Origin of the sequence: Enterococcus avium (assembly GCF_002891025.1) — a bacterium.
GTDB lineage: Bacteria > Bacillota > Bacilli > Lactobacillales > Enterococcaceae > Enterococcus_A > Enterococcus_A avium.
The window spans coordinates 1,809,806-1,827,429 of the sequence record NZ_NBSL01000002.1 but is presented as its reverse complement, the minus strand read 5'-3'; the positions used below and the strand labels follow the sequence as shown (position 1 = coordinate 1,827,429).

At 39.0% G+C, this 17,624-nt stretch carries 17 protein-coding genes and 1 other annotated feature; of the genes, 12 read left to right on the top strand and 5 right to left on the bottom strand.

Annotated elements, in window-relative coordinates; translation table 11 throughout:
• The first annotated feature begins 5 nt into the window (after positions 1 to 5).
• The 10 genes from AUF14_RS09305 to AUF14_RS09260 all read left to right on the top strand — a co-directional run bounded on the left by AUF14_RS09305 (position 6) and on the right by AUF14_RS09260 (position 11,894).
• The gene (locus AUF14_RS09305; protein WP_049220151.1) at positions 6 to 1,268 is read left to right on the top strand and encodes a PTS sugar transporter subunit IIC; all 1,263 of its coding nucleotides are present in this window, start codon (positions 6 to 8) and stop codon (positions 1,266 to 1,268) included.
• A gap of 85 nt (positions 1,269 to 1,353) precedes the next feature.
• Entirely contained in the window at positions 1,354 to 2,742 is a 1,389-nt protein-coding gene (locus AUF14_RS09300; protein ID WP_049220148.1) for a glycoside hydrolase family 1 protein, read from the top strand.
• Between the two features lie 19 nt (positions 2,743 to 2,761).
• Positions 2,762 to 3,853, top strand: a complete 1,092-nt coding sequence (locus tag AUF14_RS09295) for a DUF871 domain-containing protein (RefSeq protein WP_049220146.1) — start codon at positions 2,762 to 2,764, stop codon at positions 3,851 to 3,853.
• An 80-nt stretch (positions 3,854 to 3,933) separates the two neighbouring features.
• Positions 3,934 to 4,159: a binding site (T-box leader), on the top strand.
• A 199-nt stretch (positions 4,160 to 4,358) separates the two neighbouring features.
• Positions 4,359 to 5,000, top strand: coding sequence for an amino acid ABC transporter permease (locus tag AUF14_RS09290; RefSeq protein WP_016181425.1), 642 nt, complete (start codon positions 4,359 to 4,361; stop codon positions 4,998 to 5,000).
• Between the two features lie 13 nt (positions 5,001 to 5,013).
• Entirely contained in the window at positions 5,014 to 5,649 is a 636-nt protein-coding gene (locus AUF14_RS09285; protein ID WP_102866014.1) for an amino acid ABC transporter ATP-binding protein, read from the top strand.
• Between the two features lie 23 nt (positions 5,650 to 5,672).
• The gene (locus AUF14_RS09280; RefSeq protein ID WP_016181427.1) at positions 5,673 to 6,500 is read left to right on the top strand and encodes a transporter substrate-binding domain-containing protein; all 828 of its coding nucleotides are present in this window, start codon (positions 5,673 to 5,675) and stop codon (positions 6,498 to 6,500) included.
• Positions 6,501 to 6,606: 106 nt separating this feature from the next.
• Positions 6,607 to 9,018, top strand: a complete 2,412-nt coding sequence (locus tag AUF14_RS09275; RefSeq protein ID WP_049219803.1) for a DNA translocase FtsK — start codon at positions 6,607 to 6,609, stop codon at positions 9,016 to 9,018.
• Between the two features lie 251 nt (positions 9,019 to 9,269).
• On the top strand, positions 9,270 to 10,337 hold the full coding sequence (gene rlmN, locus AUF14_RS09270) for a 23S rRNA (adenine(2503)-C(2))-methyltransferase RlmN (protein ID WP_049219802.1): 1,068 nt from the start codon (positions 9,270 to 9,272) through the stop codon (positions 10,335 to 10,337).
• Positions 10,338 to 10,619: 282 nt separating this feature from the next.
• The gene (locus tag AUF14_RS09265) at positions 10,620 to 11,435 is read left to right on the top strand and encodes a prenyltransferase (RefSeq protein WP_049219801.1); all 816 of its coding nucleotides are present in this window, start codon (positions 10,620 to 10,622) and stop codon (positions 11,433 to 11,435) included.
• 54 nt (positions 11,436 to 11,489) lie between these two features.
• Entirely contained in the window at positions 11,490 to 11,894 is a 405-nt protein-coding gene (locus AUF14_RS09260) for a hypothetical protein (RefSeq protein WP_048720150.1), read from the top strand.
• Between the two features lie 25 nt (positions 11,895 to 11,919).
• Here the strand turns inward: AUF14_RS09260 and AUF14_RS09255 are convergent, their stop codons facing one another.
• From AUF14_RS09255 to AUF14_RS09235, 5 genes are all read right to left on the bottom strand, one after another.
• Positions 11,920 to 12,399 (bottom strand): DUF2798 domain-containing protein, encoded by a 480-nt coding sequence (locus AUF14_RS09255; protein WP_102866013.1) that lies wholly within the window; start codon positions 12,397 to 12,399, stop codon positions 11,920 to 11,922.
• A gap of 181 nt (positions 12,400 to 12,580) precedes the next feature.
• Positions 12,581 to 13,408 (bottom strand): NUDIX hydrolase, encoded by an 828-nt coding sequence (locus AUF14_RS09250; protein WP_049219799.1) that lies wholly within the window; start codon positions 13,406 to 13,408, stop codon positions 12,581 to 12,583.
• 100 nt (positions 13,409 to 13,508) lie between these two features.
• Positions 13,509 to 14,438: a peptidylprolyl isomerase gene (locus AUF14_RS09245; RefSeq protein WP_102866012.1), complete on the bottom strand. Its 930-nt coding sequence runs from the start codon at positions 14,436 to 14,438 to the stop codon at positions 13,509 to 13,511.
• A gap of 160 nt (positions 14,439 to 14,598) precedes the next feature.
• Positions 14,599 to 14,979, bottom strand: coding sequence for a YtxH domain-containing protein (locus AUF14_RS09240; RefSeq protein WP_049219798.1), 381 nt, complete (start codon positions 14,977 to 14,979; stop codon positions 14,599 to 14,601).
• A complete protein-coding gene (locus AUF14_RS09235; RefSeq protein ID WP_049219797.1) occupies positions 14,980 to 15,405 on the bottom strand; it encodes an HIT family protein in 426 nt (141 codons plus the stop codon). It lies immediately after the preceding gene.
• 277 nt (positions 15,406 to 15,682) lie between these two features.
• Here AUF14_RS09235 and AUF14_RS09230 point away from each other — a divergent pair, with 277 nt between their 5' ends.
• Positions 15,683 to 16,420 carry an ABC transporter ATP-binding protein gene (locus AUF14_RS09230; protein WP_048720145.1) on the top strand — a complete coding sequence of 246 codons (738 nt, stop codon included), beginning with the start codon at positions 15,683 to 15,685 and terminating at the stop codon, positions 16,418 to 16,420.
• Positions 16,413 to 17,621, top strand: a complete 1,209-nt coding sequence (locus AUF14_RS09225; protein ID WP_102866011.1) for an ABC transporter permease — start codon at positions 16,413 to 16,415, stop codon at positions 17,619 to 17,621. Before AUF14_RS09230 ends, AUF14_RS09225 begins: the two co-directional genes overlap by 8 nt.
• Positions 17,622 to 17,624 lie beyond the last annotated feature (3 nt).

Genomic DNA, 17,624 nt, shown 5'->3' with positions numbered 1-17,624 from the left:
CAAAAATGGATAAATTTATCAATTTTATGGAGAAACACTTTATCCCACATGCATCAAAGATCGGTAATCAACGTCATTTGATCGCAATTCGGGATGCCTTTACAGTAACCATGCCGTTAATGATTTTAGGGGCATTAGCGGTAATGTTAAATAACTTGTCACTAAGCATTCCAGCCTTCGGTAAGTTTATGAACGGCATTTTTGGCGGGGATTCTTGGACAGGTTTTGGTGGAGCAGTTTGGAACGGAACATTTGGTGTTTTATCAGTTTTCATCGCGTTCCTAGTTGCTTATAACTTAGCGCATCATTATGGTAAAGATCCAGTAGGTGCAGGGGTCGTATCTGTTGCTTCTTTCTTCACTTTAGGAGCGGCAACTAGCGGAATGAACTCTTCTGGTTTGTTCGTAGCATTGATCGTCGGTATCGTAGTGGCAGAAGTCTTCACTCGTTTAGTCGGTAACGAAAAATTAGTTATTAAAATGCCAGATGGCGTACCACCAGCAGTTGCCCGTTCATTCGCATCTTTATTCCCAGCGATGATCACTGTTTCAATCTTTGGTTTAATCGCAGCAATTATTGCCGGATTTGGTGTTAAAGATATGTTTGCTGAATTCTATGCATTGGTACAAGAACCATTCATGGGCTTAGCTAACTCTTACGGCTCAGCATTGCTAATTGCCTTCATTACACCATTCTTGTGGTTCTTTGGATTACATGGTGCCAACATGATCGACCCATTCATGCAAGCAATCAATGCACCAGCGATTGAAGCAAACGCTAATGCGTTGGCAGCAGGAAAAGCAGCGCCTTACATTGTTAACAAACCATTCGTTGATTCATTTGTAAACATGGGTGGTACAGGGGTAACAATTGGTTTAATCATTGCTATCTATTTAGTTGGACGTAAGAACAAACCGTTCATGGTTGTAAACAACTTGGCTGCAGCACCTGGTATCTTCAACATTAATGAACCATTGATGTTCGGTCTACCATTGGTATTGAACCCAATTATGTTTATTCCATTCATCTTGACACCAATGATCTGTATTTCAACTGCGTACTTTGCAACCAGCTTTGGTTGGGTGCCAGCAGCAACAGTTATGCCACCATGGGTAACACCACCAATCATTGGCGGTTTCTTGGCAACTCAAAGCTTCTCAGGTGCAATTTTAGCGGCTGTTAACTTAGTAATCTCAATTGTGATGTACGTGCCATTCGTATCATTAGCAACAAGACAAGAGCTTAAAAAAGTAGCAGAAGCACAATAATTTATTCAAAGGGGGTGCGGATCACTGGATTCCACCCCTTTTAATATTGCAAAACAACTAATTTTTAGAATGAGGTAGATATACAATGAAAACTTTCCCAAAAAATTTCTGGTGGGGGGCAGCGACATCTGGCCCACAAAGTGAAGGACGCTTTAACAAAAAACATGCAAATGTCTTCGATTATCACTTTGAAATCGAACCCGAAAAATTTCACAATCATGTTGGACCAGATGTTGCTTCCAACTTTTACAACAGCTATCAAGAAGATATCCAAATGATGCGTTCTATCGGAATGAATAGTTTACGGACAAGTATCCAATGGAGTCGTTTAATCAATGATTTAGAAACGAATACAGTTAATCAGGATGCTGTAGATTTTTACAACAATGTGATTGATGCAATGATCGCTGAAGGTATGACTCCAACAATGAATCTGCACCATTTTGACCTACCAGTAGAATTATTTGATAAATATGGTGGCTGGGAATCAAAAAAAGTCGTAGAGCTGTATGTTGGTTTTGCTGAGAAATGCTTTGAGTTATTTGGGGATCGGGTAAAATTCTGGACAACTCATAATGAACCAATGGTTGTTGTTGAAGGTGAATACTTATTCCAATTCCATTATCCAAATATCGTGGATGGAAAAAAAGCAGTACAAGTCGCTTATAATTTAAACTTGGCATCCGCAAAAGCCATTCAAGCATTTCGTAAAATGAACATTGAAGATGCGCAAATCGGAACAATTTTAAATCTTACGCCTACCTACGCAGCTTCTGATGCGCCAGAAGACCAAGAAGCGGCAAGGATTGCAGAGCTATGGAACAATAAAATGTTCCTAGAACCAGCGATTTATGGACATTTTCCAGCTGAATTAGAAGAGTTATTAACGAAGGACAAGGTCCTATGGGAAACCACGGATGAAGAAAAAGAAATTTTGAAGAATAATACTGTTGATTTCTTAGGTGTGAACTTCTATCATCCAAATCGTGTGAAGGCTCCTGATGTAGCACCAAATTCGGTTGGTGCGTGGATGCCGGACCGTTATTATGATGCTTACGATATGCCTGGACGTCGTGTGAATCTAGATCGCGGGTGGGAAATTTATCCAAAAGCGCTTTATGATATTGCGGTAAATATCAAAGAAAATTATAAAAATATTCCATGGTATGTCTCTGAAAATGGCATGGGTGTCTCAAATGAGGAGCGCTTCAAAAATGCTGATGGCATGATCGAAGACGATTATCGGATTGATTTTGTCCAAGAGCATTTAGAATGGCTGCATAAAGGTATCGAAGAAGGCTCTAATTGCTTTGGATATCATATGTGGACACCAATCGATTGCTGGTCTTGGCTAAATTCTTACAAGAACCGTTATGGTTTCATTTCAAATAATATTCATACACAAATCAAAACGGTGAAGAAATCCGGTTACTGGTTCAAAGAGGTAACCGAAAGAAATGGTTTAGAAGAGTAATCAAGGAGGGGAAATTTAAGTGAAACGTGAACTAGGTATTTCAGTCTATCCCGATCATAGTGATCCGCAGACGGATCGTGACTACATTAAGAAAGCGGCGGAGCTGGGCTATACGCGAATTTTTATGAGCATGCTGGAAGTGACAGAAGGCAAAGAAAAAGTCAGCGAAAAATTCGGTAGTATCATTCATTACGCGAAGGATCTTGGTTTTGAAACAGTCTTGGATATTGCGCCATCAATTTTCGATGATTTAGGCATTTCATACGATGATTTAAGCTTCTTCGCTGAGCTTGGTGCTGAAGGCATTCGTTTAGACGAAGGCTTTGACGGTAACAAAGAAGCGATGCTGAGTTATAATCCTGAAGGCTTAGCGATCGAGCTAAATATGAGTAATAATGTCGCTTATCTTGATAACATTTTATCTTATGAAGCCAACGAGCCATTCATTTATGGCTGTCATAATTTTTATCCGCAAGAGGGTTCGGCATTGCCATATGACTTCTTCATTAGCTGTAGTGAACGCTTCAAAGGTCATGGGATCAAGACAGCCGCTTTTATCACAAGTCATGAAGCGAAATATGGACCATGGGACGTGAATGATGGACTGCCGACATTGGAGATGCATCGTCATTTGCCGATCGATTTACAGGCGCGTCATATGTTTGCGACAGGACTGATTGATACCGTGATTATCGGAAATGCCTACGCTTCTGATGAGGAACTAGAAAAAGTAGCCGCAGTTAATCGTTATAAAGTAAGCTTAGGTATTGAATTTGTGCCAGCAGCAACAGAAATCGAACGTAAAATCGTAGCTGATTCGAAGCATTTCCGTCGCGGCGATATTACTTCTACTGCTGTTCGCTCAACAATGGTTCGAGTGAAGTATGCAGATGTTGCAAATCCTGTTCATGACAACACCCAAGAATTTCAAGTCGGAGATGTCGTTGTAGGAAATGATGATTTTGGCAAATACAAAAACGAATTACAAATCGTTCTAGAACCCCATAGCGATTCACGAAAAAATTTGGTTGGAAAGATTCCGCAAGAAGAACTGATTATGTTGGATTTCTTGAAGCCTTGGTCTAAATTTCAATTTGTTCCTAATAATTAAATTTGAGACAGATGATAAAAAGATGAAGGTTCGTTATTGACAAACCCTGAAAAGGCGTGTAAAGTATGATTCAACTTAATCAAACGACAATGAAAAGAAGAGTAGCAGTTCATTTGTTCTCAGAGAGTCTCTGGTAGGTGAGAAGAGGCAGCAATGTTTTGTGAACCACATCTTTGAGTCGATCAGTTGAATTTAGTAGGCTGATCCGGGAGCGCCCGTTACAGCAGAGGTCAGATTGACCAGTTGAGATCGTTCGTTGTGAGACGGCGATGAAAAAAGGTGGAACCACGTGATTACGTCCTTTAGTCCTAGCGACTAAAGGACTTTTTTATTTTCACCCGCTGGAACGGCTGACCCGTAGAGGTCCTTTTTGCGAAAAAAGGACAAAGACGAGGTGGAACCGCGTATTTAACGCCCTCTGGTAGAGATACCAGGGGGCGTTAGTTGTTTTTTGAGAAAAATTCGAAAGGCCGTGCAACTTTCGAAAAAATGGAGGGATATTGGGATGAACTATTTGATCGACGTCATGCCGCAATTATTACAAGGGGCAACGACAACACTGAAATTATTTGCTTTTACCATATTAGGCTCATTGCCGCTAGGGATTTTATTATCCTTCGGGTTGGCGAGCAAGTTTAAGCCGTTGCAATGGATTTTACGTTTTTATGTTTGGATTATGCGGGGTACACCACTATTATTACAATTGATTTTTGTTTTTTATGGATTGCCGTTAGTTGGAATCATTTTTGATCGTTTTGATGCAGCGTTGTTTGCTTTTGTATTGAACTATGCTGCTTATTACGCAGAAATTTTCCGTGGTGGGATTCAATCGATTCCAGTTGGCCAATATGAAGCATCGAAGGTGATCGGATTAACACCGGTTCAAACGATTACGCGAATCATTATTCCGCAGGTCGTAAAAATTGTTTTACCGTCTGTAGGAAATGAAGTGATCAACTTAGTGAAAGATACGTCGCTTGTTTATATCCTTGGGTTATCAGACGTTATGCGCGCCGGGAAAATTGCGATGGAGCGTGACACTACCTTACTTCCGTTATTCGGTGTAGCAATCATTTACTTAGCGCTGACCGGTGTGACCTCAGTTATCTTGAAACAACTAGAAAATCGTTTGAATTATTATCGTTAGGCAGGTGGAAAAAATGATTGAATTAAAAAATGTAAACAAATCCTTTGGCAGTAAAAAAGTGATTAATAATTTGGACCTAGTCATTCCGGATGGACAAATCTTAGCCATCGTCGGTCCATCTGGAGGAGGTAAAACGACGCTGTTGAGAACCTTGGCTGGATTAGAAACAGCTGACAGCGGGACGTTTTTATTAGATGGAAGCCCCTTTGATCCAACTTCTTCGAAACAACAGGAGCAGGTCGTTGGCGTGGTTTTCCAAGATTTCCAATTATTTCCGCATTTGAGTGTGATGGATAATATCACGATCGGACCTCGGTTAGTCTTAAAACAGGACAAAGAGACTTATACCGATAAAGCGAACCATTTAGCGAAACTATTGGATATCGAAGAATTATTGAACAATTATCCTTACCAATTATCTGGCGGACAGAAGCAACGTTTGGCGATTGCCCGGGCGATGGCGATGAACCCCAAGGTATTGGCATACGATGAACCAACAAGTGCATTAGATCCTGCGTTACGCCAGCAAGTAGCGAGCTTGATTTTAGAATTAAAAGCAGACGGTGTGACTCAGATCGTCGTAACCCATGATTTAGATTTTGCTGAGGAAATTGGTGACAAGGTATTGAAGGTAGAACCTATCAAATAAAAACGATATTAGGAGGAGTTAGTATGAAAATGAAAAAATTGGTTTTGGGAATGGTGGCTGTTTTGACTTTAGTGAGTTTAGCCGCGTGTGGAAAGAAAGAAGCCAGCGGTGATGACAGCTGGAAAACCATTGAGAAGGATAAAAAGGTAACGATTGGTTTAGATGATACGTTTGTACCAATGGGCTTCAAGGATGAGGATGGAAAAATCGTAGGCTTTGATATTGATCTAGCAAAAGCGGTTTTTGACCAATATGACATCAAAGCTGATTTTCAGCCAATCGACTGGTCAATGAAGGAAAATGAATTGGACAACGGTACGATTGATCTAATCTGGAATGGCTATACTGTTACAAAATCAAGAGAAAAGAAAGTGCTCTTTTCTGATCCTTACGCGCAAAATGAACAAGTCTTGGTCACAAAAAAAGACAGCGGGATCACCAAAGCAGCAGATATGAAAGACAAGGTCTTAGGCGCTCAAGAAGGTTCTTCTGGCTATGAAGCCTTTAACAATGAGACAAAAACCTTGAAGGACATCGTTAAGGAAAACGATGCAACCTTGTATGCTAGCTTCAATGAAGCAATGATTGATTTGGAAAATGGTCGGATCGACGGAGTGTTGATTGATAAGGTTTATGCGGATTACTACTTGAAGAAGGCGAATAAACTAGATGAATACAACATTTTCAACGTTGGTTTCAAGAATGAAAACTTTGCAGTTGGCGCACGTAAAGGCGATAAGGAATTAGTAAGTAAAATTAATAGTGCATTCAAAGAACTACAGGACAACGGCAAATATGCTGAAATCTCTAAGAAGTGGTTTGGTGAAGAATGGTCTTTACCAAAAGAGTAATCAGAACGTCCCTTTAAATTTTAATTAACTGAAAAGAAAAGGCGAGCAAAACTTTTGTTCGCCTTCTTTTTTTTGTATAATGGTACAGAATGGAAAGAGGGATAACATGGCGCAAAAAAAGCGTACAAAGAAAAAAAGAAAAACGAAAAAGCAAAAACAACTACAAGAACAGCGCCTGATCATCGGGCTTGGGCTTTTATTTATTTTATTCACAGTATTTGCCATATTTAAATTAGGTTTCTTAGGAAATTTAATTGCAAATGTATTACGCTTGATTGGCGGCAATACCTATCAGTTTTTAGCATTGCTATTAGGCTTTTATGGTGCACTGCTAGTAGCGAAAAATACTAAGCTGCGAATAACTAAACCACGGCGTTGGATCGGTATCGGTGTTTTCTATTTAGGGATTTTATTGATTCTCCATGCCCGTTTGTTTATGAAAGTGGAGAGCCAAGATCCAAATATTTTAAAGACGACTTGGGATCTTTTAATGGTCGATTTTTTAGGAAATCAAATTACTCAAAATGTTGGCGGCGGGATGCTTGGAGCGGCACTTTATAATTTGACGCACTTTTTAGTATCACAGGTCGGTAGTTATTTGATCGCTGTTTTACTATTGATTCTTGGAGTTTTCTTGTTTAGTCTTTTAGAATTTAACCAAGTAACCGATTATCTTGCCCATCTTGTTGATACCTTGCGGGAGAAATTCTCTGAATCAGACGAGAAAAAAGCGCAAAAAGCTGCTAAAAAGGAAGAGCGTCAAGCGCAAAGGGCACAAGCTAAAGCTGAAAAACAAGCAGCCGAAAAAGCAAAGATGGAAGCAGAACAAGCAGAACGTGAAAAAAACAGAGTGCGTTCCTTGACCCCAGGCGAACAACTGGCAAAAGAAAGCCAAGAAAAGTTGGATAAAGAGCCTGAGCAAATGACTTTGGTACCAATCGAAGGCTTCCAAGAAAACTTAGAGCCAGGGGGAGTAGCAACTACGGCTACTGCAACGAAAAATTCTGAGCTTGATGAAGAAGAAATCGATGATCCCGGTGATTTAGAATTCGAGATCAGCGCAGAACCGGAAGATCATGATTATCAACTACCACCTTCAACGCTGCTCGATTCAATTCCAGCAGCAGATCAAAGTGATGAATACAAAAAAATCGAACAAAATATCAAAGTACTAGAAAAAACCTTCAACAGTTTTGGCGTAGATGCAAAGGTTGTGAAAGCTAGCTTAGGACCATCTGTGACAAAATTCGAGGTACAACCAGCCGTTGGTGTGAAGGTCAGCAAAATCGTCAACCTTACTGATGATATTGCCTTAGCCTTAGCCGCGAAGGATGTGCGGATGGAAGCGCCGATTCCAGGGAAATCACTGATCGGTATTGAGGTGCCAAATAGTACGATTAGCATGGTTTCCTTCCGTGACATCATTGAAGCCCAGCCTAATCATCCAGATAAATTATTGGAAGTACCATTAGGTCGAGATATCTCAGGGATGGTTCAGACTGCCGATCTATCTAAAATGCCTCACTTGTTAGTTGCAGGTTCGACTGGTAGTGGGAAGTCTGTTTCAATCAACGGAATTATCACCAGTATTTTGATGCGGGCGAAACCGAATGAAGTCAAATTAATGATGATTGACCCGAAAATGGTTGAGTTGAATGTCTATAACGGGATTCCTCATTTATTGACACCGGTTGTAACCAATCCGCGGAAAGCGGCACAAGCCCTACAAAAGGTTGTTCAGGAAATGGAAGAGCGCTACGAAAAATTTGCGGCAACTGGGGTGCGAAACATTTCTGGCTTCAACGAGTTAGTTATTCAGAAAAATCTAGAAGATGGACAAAATCGTCCGATTTTACCATTTATAGTTGTTATCGTGGATGAGTTGGCCGATTTGATGATGGTGGCAAGTAACGAAGTCGAAGATGCTATCACTCGTTTAGCCCAAATGGCTCGTGCTGCAGGCATTCATATGATTCTTGCAACACAACGTCCAAGTGTCGATGTTATTACTGGGATCATTAAAGCCAATGTGCCATCACGAATCGCCTTCGCTGTTTCCAGTGGAACGGACTCGCGGACGATCATCGACAGTAATGGGGCGGAAAAACTATTAGGCCGTGGAGACATGCTGTTTTTACCAATGGGAGAAAACAAACCAATTCGTGTTCAAGGCGCCTTCATCTCTGATCATGAAGTAGAACGTGTAGTAGAGTTTGTTTCTGATCAGCAGGAAGCTCACTACGAAGAAAAAATGATGCCAACAGAAGAAACTTCTTCTTCGCCATCAGAAACACCGCAGGATGAATTGTATGAAGAAGCAAAGGCTTTAGTTATCGACATGCAGACAGCCAGCATTTCCTTGCTGCAGCGACGCTTTCGTATCGGATATAACCGAGCTGCTCGCATCGTGGACGAACTGGAGGAGCATGGCGTGATTGGACCTTCCACAGGCAGTAAGCCACGGGAAGTTCTCTTACAAAAAGCAGAAGAAGAGCTAGAAAATCCATTAGAGGAATAAAGGATAAGGTGTGACAAGGGGAATTGTCACACCTTATTTTTGTAGTCTTTATCCAATTAAAAAAATAGTTTTTTATAGATAGTTCAGTTTGTGAATTTTTTTCTTTTTTCCAAAGTTGATTGTTTTCTCTTTGTGAATCGGTTATAGTATGTAGCGAATGTCTGCTTACTTTTCATCTATTACAGAGCAAACGTAGTTATAAATTAATCATTGAAAAATGATTTCGTTTAAATGAATTAGGAGGAAACACCTTGGAAAAACCCTCAATTTATGGTTTAAGAAGAGAAGAATTAGTTGAATGGTTTCTAGAGCATGGCGAGAAGAAATTTCGCGCTACTCAAGTTTGGGAGTGGCTTTACCGAAGTCGTGTGAGCGAGTTTTCGGAAATGAGCAATCTGTCTAAACAAACCATCGCACTACTAGAAGAGAACTTTATCATCAATCCTTTAAAACAATTAGTTGTACAAGAAGCTAGTGATGGCACAGTCAAATATTTATTTGAATTGCCGGATCATTTAATGATTGAAACAGTCTTGATGCGTCAGGAATATGGCTTGTCTGTTTGTGTAACGACTCAAGTTGGGTGCAATATCGGTTGTACGTTTTGTGCGTCTGGTTTGTTGAAAAAGCAGCGGGATTTGACTGCTGGTGAAATTGTGGCTCAAATCATGTTGGTCCAACACTATTTTGACGAACGCGGCGAAGATGAACGTGTCTCTCACGTTGTTGTGATGGGAATTGGCGAGCCGTTTGATAATTACAATAATGTTATGAATTTCCTTCATGTCATTAATGACGATAAAGGAATGGCGATTGGGGCTCGTCATATTACCGTTTCAACTAGCGGATTAGTACCGAAGATCAAGAAGTTTGCGGAAAATGGTTTACAAGTAAACCTGGCGATTTCGTTGCACGCGCCGAACAATGAAGTTCGTTCGTCGATTATGCGAATTAACCGCAGCTTTCCAATCGAAAAATTAATGGAAGCAGTGGATTATTATATAGAAGAAACAAATCGTCGAGTTACTTTCGAATACATTATGCTTTCAGGAGTGAATGATCGTCCAGATCACGCGCAACAATTGGCAGATTTAATGAAGAATAAGAAAAAATTAGTTTATGTGAATTTAATTCCTTATAATCCTGTCAGTGAGCACGATCAATATTCTCGCAGTAGTAAAGCAGATGTTCTGCGCTTTTACGATGTATTGAAAAAGAATGGGATCAATTGTGTAATCCGTAAAGAACATGGTACAGACATTGATGCTGCGTGTGGACAATTACGTAGTAAACAAATGAAAAAAGCTACAGTCAAATAAGCATCCAGACTCTCTCAATATCGGGAGAGATTTTTTCTGTGTTTATAAAATTCATTAATAATATAAGTTTAACTATGAGATGGTCCACATGATGCCTTTAGGAGATCGTGGAAAGGAAAAATAGGCCCTTCAGTCTTAATTAGTTGTGATACACTTAAAAGAAAAGGTCTTCAAGAATGCCGGTTCTGTTTTTTTCAGGCAGCAAAGTATTAAGATAAATCTCATATTTAGAAACAATCAGAAAAGAGACTGGCAAAAAAAATACATTCATGGGAGAAAAAAATGAACGAGACAGACATCCAAACGATTTTAGAGCATCGGTATGATCAAGGCTGGGATTATTGGACGACAGAGGATAGACGCTTGGGAAAAGGAGCGCCCTTTTCGTGTTTAGAATCAGCGGAGTATTTATTAGAGTTGGGAATGAATCCGCAAGAAGAAATTCTGCAAAAAGTAGCAGAGCTTCTATGGGAGAGCTGGCGTGAACCAGGAGAATTTCGGCTTTATCCTAAAGGAGCAGTCTTCCCATGTCAAACAATTCCAGCGGCTACACTGTTGGTACGCTTAGGTCATGAAGATGATCCACGAATGAAGCAAACGCTGAAACATTTATTGACTACACGCTACAAAGATGGAGGGTGGTGGTGCAAGAAATTCTATTTTGGCAAAGGTCCAGAAACGGAATTTTCTAATCCTTTGCCTACTCTGAACGCGTTAGAATTATTCCGACGGATAAATTTTGTTGAGGAAACTGAGTTAGATGATGCGGTGGATTTTTTATTAAGCCATTGGGAAACGAAACTTCCACTTGGACCATGCCATTATGGAATTGGGTCGCTGTTCATGCAAGTAGAATACCCATTTCGCGGGTACAATTTATTTTATTACCTTTATGTTTTGTCCTTTTATAAAAAAGCACGAAATGACCAACGGTTCAAAGAAGCCTTTAAAGTATTGCAGGAAAAAACGGTGACCGATCAAATCGTAGTAGAACGGGTAGTTCCTAAATTACGTAAATTAACCTTCTGCAAAAAAGATCAGGTTAGCCAGTTAGCAACTGAACGGTATCAAGAAATTTTAACGAATATAGCAGAATAAAAGCCCATGATATTTTTATGCGTATCTTTTTAACAAAAGAAGAGGAGGTACGTCATGAAATTAATTGAAGTAAAGAGAGAGTATGGGCTTAATCAAAATACATTTTACGGCTGGTTAAGAGAAAATCAAATGATCATCAAAGAGATGACAGGATATGTTATTGGTCCTAAAGCTTTTGAGGGTATGGAGACAAGGACAAATCGGAGGGTGAATGATGACGGTGAAATTTTGATCACGACTCAAGTTATAATTGATAATCAAAAAATCCCTCAATTATTGGAACAGTATGAATCCTCCGGTTTACCAAAACTTTACTCGAACCGAAGAGTGGAGAGTGAGCGACAGCGAGCTTCTAACGGTGAATTAGAAAAACGTGTGGAAATTCTAGAAAATCAGCTAGCTATCTTAACGGAACAATTAGCTATCTATGTAAATCAAAATAACCGAAAGCACACGTGAAGGTGCTTTCGGTTATTTTTTCGTATTACGCTAAAATCGTGCCGACAGGAAAAAGTCTTCTGAAAACTTTTCGAACGAGTGGTCCAGCGATAATTATTTGAAATGGCAGTGCCATCACAAGATTTTTCAAAATGTTCGTTCCCCACATAATGAACAATTTGTTCCATTCATGTGTATGGCTTAAAACATCAATAGAGCCATAAAGCGACATGAAAAAGACCATGGGTAAAACCATGCAGCTAGAAATGGTTAAGACTTTGCGTAAAGGACTAGCAAATGTAGGCATGATTTTGAATGCGATTTTTTTCGCTGTAGTCGAAACGACAAACCAGTCCAGAATTAAAGCGCAGCAATAGCCCAAAGGTAAACCGAGCCAGGCTGTTTTAAGTACCTCTAAAGTGATTGTACCGGATTGTAAAGCGATATTATATAAGCTCATCCAGAACACCATCACAAAACACATCATTATCGTATAAACAAAACTTTCTCTTTTATTACTTGGCATTAAAATCCTCCTAAATTTAAATATGGTGAATTCATAAACAGGTCATGAATTTCAAGACGCAAAAAAAGGCAATCATATAACTCGCTACGATTGCCACTTGGGATCTTCACTGCGTTATGGAAAGTCATTTTTTGCTTTTTCCATTATATACAGATTTTTATGATTCATGTAAGTAAAATTTTTATTTTTTTTCACCAATTTCATCTTTTAAACGATAAATCTTAGAAGGACGACCGATTCCGACTGGTCGTTCGCCAATTTCATCAAAATATTGCAGCATTGCTTTTTTGAAATTTGAGTGATCGACGGTTTTATAATCAACGCCTAAAAATTTCGCAAAAACTTTACGTGCTTCAGTAATCGTAAATTCTTCACCTAAAACCTGTAAAATTAATGGTTCGTGATCCATTTTGTTTAAAACACGATTGAAGGCTTTGCGGATAATCTCATTATGGTCAAAGGCTAAAGTATCTTTACCGATTGATTTTCCAGCCTCAAGCTCAATTTCAATTGAAATATCATCACTTGTTAAGCAAATCGTATCTTCATGACGTTCCAGATTAAACCAGCGCGCATCCTGTGTATCATCTCCAGCAGTGGGAGGTACTTGTCCAATAAATGCAAGATAGCTGACAGTGATCACCCAACCACGAGGATCACGGTTCGGTGTACTAAAGGTATGGAGCTGCTCGACACTTTTTCGGCCGATAGTTAAACCGGTTTCTTCAGCGGTTTCGCGACGTACACTGTCGTTGGTAGATTCATTGCGCTCAACGAATCCGCCAGGGAGTGCCCAAGAATTACGATAAGGATTGCCGCGTCGTTGAATTAGTAAAATTTTTAATTGATCCTCTTCTTTGTTATAGCCCATAATGACGATATCGACAGTGACTGAGGGCTTGTCATACTCGGGGTGGTCTTGTTCTTTATACCAAGCAATGAATTCCGCTTCATCTGCTTCGTGCTCATAGTAATCTTTTTCTGCTTCTTTAGAGGCAAATTTTTTCATCTACAGTTCACCTATTTCTTATAAGTATTCGCTACCTTATTGTAGCATGAATAATAAAAAAAGGGGAACTCCGCTTGGAATTCCCCTTTACTACTCATAATTATTTTGATGAATCAGTTGCTTTCTTATTTGAACTATTTGTTGTTAAGAAGTCAGATAAGATATTTTCAAATGAATCATCTTTGATCTTCATGTTTGCTTTCTTCAATTCTTTTGAAATTACTTCAGAAGAGAAGGTTTGATCAGCCATTTTAGTGTCTTCAGCGATTTGTTTTAATTCCTTTTTGTATTTATCCATGTCATTGCCTTTAGATGAATTTTTTTCCATCTTAACAATGTAGTAGCTTGATTGGTAAGTAGATGAATCCATTGCCGTAATCACATCAGAAACTTCGCCATCCTTCAACTTAAAGGCTGCTTCTTTAACTTCAGAAGGAACAGTTGTTGATTGTGAGTCAAATTTGATTTCGCCGCCATCTTTTTTCGTTGTTGAATCTTGTGATTTTTCTTTAGCGATCTTTGCAAAATCACCTTTGTCATCTAATTGTTTTTTGATTTCTTTTGCTTCATCTTCGCTGCTAGCTAAAATAATGCGAGCAGTTACTTCTGGATGGAATGAATCCCAAGCAGCTTTTATGTCTTTATCAGTAATTTTTACATGAGCTTTTAATCCTTCTTGGAAAGCTAAAGACTGTTTCAAATATTCTTTATACGATTTTTTTGTATAGCCAGCTGATTGTAGTTGACTTTCAAAGCTATCGCCTAATTGCTTCTCTTGTTTCTTATATTCTTTGTCAATTTGCTTGTCTGTGACTTTATCACCATAGGCATTTTCAAAAACCTTATAGATGATCATGTTACGTACTAAACTTTGGTTCGATTGTTCTTTTTTCGCTTCATTATAAAAATCTTCGACGGTAATTTTACCGCCCTTCATTGTTGCGATGTCTTGATTAGAACTTCCTGAACAAGCCCCTAAAACAATTACACTAAGTAAGCCAGTAGTGGCTAAAAGAATCTTTTTCTTCATTTCTATGCTACAACTCCTAAAAATTAAAATTTACATCTGTTTGTTATTCCTGTTCAACTATAACACACCTAAAAATGTAAAGGAAAGGGGATTAAAAATAGTTTCCGAGAAAATTCACAATAAAGGCATAATTATTTTTAATGAAATAAATTGGTTACTGCTATCCAGCCGGACGCTCTAAAGAATAGCGGCCCTTCTTGATTACTTTTTTTTCATCGACTTCAGGCAAGGCCTGATTGATTTTGTCAATTTGTTCTTGGATCTGTTGAATGCGCGGCTCCGCTTGGAAGCGAAATTCCTCGATATCCTTTTCCACGCCAGATTTAAAGGCGGGAATTAACGTATCAAAGGTTTCCTTTAGGTTCGTTACAGATTCACGAAAATCAGCCAGATTATCATTTAATTCGTCCGTTAATACTACGAGTTCACGCGTATTAGTGATCAGTTTTTCCCGGGTTTCTTCTCCTTTACGTGGTGCTAATAGAAGTCCGCCGAGTGTTCCAAGACCGGCACCAAATAAAATTCCTTTAAAAAAACTCATTTATTTCACCTGCTCCTTGATCTTATCCGCGATCGCTTGTAATTCTTCTGCTGACTGTTCCTCCGCATGATTACCAAAGTGAATCGAAAAATCATCCTTTTTACTGTAGCGAGGGATCAGATGAACATGTGAGTGGAAAACAGATTGATACGCCAACTCTTTATTATTATTTATGATATTTAAGCCTTCTATTTCAGGAAATGCTTTTTCTAGTGCACGGGCAATTTTAGGAATACGTGTAAAGAGATCAGCGGCTAAATTTTCATCATATTCAAAAATATCATTTACATGTTTTTTTGGCACAACTAATGTGTGGCCTTTCGTTGCTTGTGAGATGTCTAGAAATGCATAGACTTTTTCGTCCTCATAAATTTTGTAGCTAGGGATTTCTTGATCAATAATTTTACAAAAAATACAATTTTCCATTGCAAACATCCTTTCTCATTCACTCATATTGTTTTATATTGTGCCGCTGCTGTAAAAAGCAGGTAAGCGATCGTAAATACTTCTTTTACTTTACCATAACTTGTAATACTTGTGCTGGAAAAGGTTGGGAGAAGATTAATTATTTATAGGATTCTGCTATAATGTAAACTATGAAATTGAGTGCCGCTTCAGCGAGGCTATTTCTGCCTTAAATTTAGAAAATGAGAAGCCATTAGTTTTTCGTATAAATAGAGTGAAACGAACTAGGAGGATAAGTATGAGCTTAACGATTCAGCATGTTACAGGCGGCTACGGTCACTTGCCTGTTTTAAAGGATATTAATTTTGAAGTCCATAATGGAGAAATGATCGGTTTGATCGGCTTGAATGGAGCAGGGAAATCTACAACAATCAAAAATATCATTGGATTATTGACGCCGCAGAAGGGAACTATTACAGTTGATGACTTGACTTTACAGCAAGATCCAGAGAACTATCGAAAAAAGATCGGTTATATTCCTGAAACACCTTCATTATATGAAGAATTAACGTTGCGAGAACATATCGAAGTTACCGCAATGGCATATGGGATTCCTAAGGATGAGGCGATGAAACGGGCTGAATCATTATTGAAGACCTTTCGTTTGGAAAATCGTCTAGACTGGTTCCCTGTGAATTTTTCTAAGGGAATGAAGCAGAAAGTGATGGTTCTATGCGCCTTTTTAATCCAACCCAGTTTGTATATCATCGATGAACCCTTTTTAGGATTAGACCCATTGGCAATCAATGCGCTATTAGAGCTGATGGTAACGATGAAGGAGCAAGGGGCCGCAATCTTGATGTCTACTCACATTTTAGCAACGGCAGAGAAGTATTGTGATCGTTTTATCGTATTGCATGAGGGTGAAGTACGAGCACAAGGGACTTTGCAGGAATTGCAGGCGGAGTTTAATTTGCCAGGGTCCTCTTTGGATGAAATCTATATTGCGTTGACAAAGGAGAAAGAACATGCATGATTTTTTTCTATTAAGGCGGCAACGCCATCAGAAAAAAATGATGAAATATATGCGCTACGTATTGAATGATCATTTTGTTTTGGTGTGCTTGTTTTTAGTCGGAGGACTAGCCTTTTATTATTCAAATCTTTTAAAACAATTACCGACAGATTTTCCTTGGAGCTTGCCAATCGTAGGAATTATTTGGTGGTTTATCTTACCATTTGGTAAATTAGCGACCTTAGTTGAACCAGCGGATATGACCTTTTTATTACCCAAAGAAAAGGAAATGGGGAACTATCTATCACGCGGTTTACGTCATTCAATCGCTTTTCCATTCGTAATTGAACTGCTTATTTGCGGAGTGTTATTGCCATTAGTGGTTTTAGCCAAACAAGTAAGTTTTGTAAGCTTTTTCTTTTACTTACTAATGCTTTGGGGCCTAAAATTAGGAAATCTAAGAATACAACGCTTAGCATGCTACCAAGAAACACGGGAGCAAACGCAACGTTTGACTGTATTATGGTTCTGTGTGAGTGGTGTGATTATTTTTGCTAGTTTATATGGATCAGCGTGGCTTGGCACGATTTTGGCTTTCGTAGCAGTATTTGGGTTCATTTCGATCACGCAGGAAAAGGATCGACTGTTGGATTGGAGTAAGATGATTGATCAGGAAAATGCTCGCTTGCATCGGATTTATCAATTTATTAATTTGTTTACTGATGTTCCAGAAGTTGAAGCAAAAGTACGACGCAGAAAGTATTTAGACGGTTTATTAGCAAGAATTCGCTTCAAGCAAGAAAACACGTATCTTTATTTATTTGCCCGCAGAGCTCTGCGGGGAGCAGAATTTGGCGGACTGTTCTTTCGTTTATTGATTGTAGGCGGTGTATTGCTATTTTCGCTGAATGACTTTCGCTTTATTGCGGGTGTCAGTATGCTGTTTATTTACTTAATAGGTTTTCAAATGATTCCTTTGTATAATCAGTTTGATTACATTAGTGCGACTCAGCTTTATCCAGTTTCGCAGAAGTATAAAAAGACTGCTTTGCGTCAGTTAATGGTCATTTTGTTATCTGCCGCGGCAATTATTTTCACCATTTGCAGTATGATACATTTGTCTATTGTCGGAAGTTTCGCTTTACTTGTGTTACTTTTAGGTGAAATTGGCTTGTTTGCTTGGTTCTATCTCCCGACCAGAATAAAGAAAATGGAGGATTAGTGA

What these genes read in the sequence shown, in the direction of transcription:
- AUF14_RS09240 (WP_049219798.1), bottom strand. Translation starts at nt 14,979, where the DNA reads ATGAGTTTTTTTAAAGGAATTTTATTTGGTGCCGGTCTTGGAACACTC.
- AUF14_RS09285 (WP_102866014.1), top strand. Translation starts at nt 5,014, where the DNA reads ATGATTGAATTAAAAAATGTAAACAAATCCTTTGGCAGTAAAAAAGTG.
- AUF14_RS09230 (WP_048720145.1), top strand. Translation starts at nt 15,683, where the DNA reads ATGAGCTTAACGATTCAGCATGTTACAGGCGGCTACGGTCACTTGCCT.
- AUF14_RS09260 (WP_048720150.1), top strand. Translation starts at nt 11,490, where the DNA reads ATGAAATTAATTGAAGTAAAGAGAGAGTATGGGCTTAATCAAAATACA.
- AUF14_RS09280 (WP_016181427.1), top strand. Translation starts at nt 5,673, where the DNA reads ATGAAAATGAAAAAATTGGTTTTGGGAATGGTGGCTGTTTTGACTTTA.
- AUF14_RS09290 (WP_016181425.1), top strand. Translation starts at nt 4,359, where the DNA reads ATGAACTATTTGATCGACGTCATGCCGCAATTATTACAAGGGGCAACG.
- AUF14_RS09225 (WP_102866011.1), top strand. Translation starts at nt 16,413, where the DNA reads ATGCATGATTTTTTTCTATTAAGGCGGCAACGCCATCAGAAAAAAATG.
- AUF14_RS09245 (WP_102866012.1), bottom strand. Translation starts at nt 14,438, where the DNA reads ATGAAGAAAAAGATTCTTTTAGCCACTACTGGCTTACTTAGTGTAATT.
- AUF14_RS09275 (WP_049219803.1), top strand. Translation starts at nt 6,607, where the DNA reads ATGGCGCAAAAAAAGCGTACAAAGAAAAAAAGAAAAACGAAAAAGCAA.
- AUF14_RS09265 (WP_049219801.1), top strand. Translation starts at nt 10,620, where the DNA reads ATGAACGAGACAGACATCCAAACGATTTTAGAGCATCGGTATGATCAA.
- AUF14_RS09250 (WP_049219799.1), bottom strand. Translation starts at nt 13,408, where the DNA reads ATGAAAAAATTTGCCTCTAAAGAAGCAGAAAAAGATTACTATGAGCAC.
- AUF14_RS09300 (WP_049220148.1), top strand. Translation starts at nt 1,354, where the DNA reads ATGAAAACTTTCCCAAAAAATTTCTGGTGGGGGGCAGCGACATCTGGC.
- AUF14_RS09235 (WP_049219797.1), bottom strand. Translation starts at nt 15,405, where the DNA reads ATGGAAAATTGTATTTTTTGTAAAATTATTGATCAAGAAATCCCTAGC.
- AUF14_RS09255 (WP_102866013.1), bottom strand. Translation starts at nt 12,399, where the DNA reads ATGCCAAGTAATAAAAGAGAAAGTTTTGTTTATACGATAATGATGTGT.
- AUF14_RS09305 (WP_049220151.1), top strand. Translation starts at nt 6, where the DNA reads ATGGATAAATTTATCAATTTTATGGAGAAACACTTTATCCCACATGCA.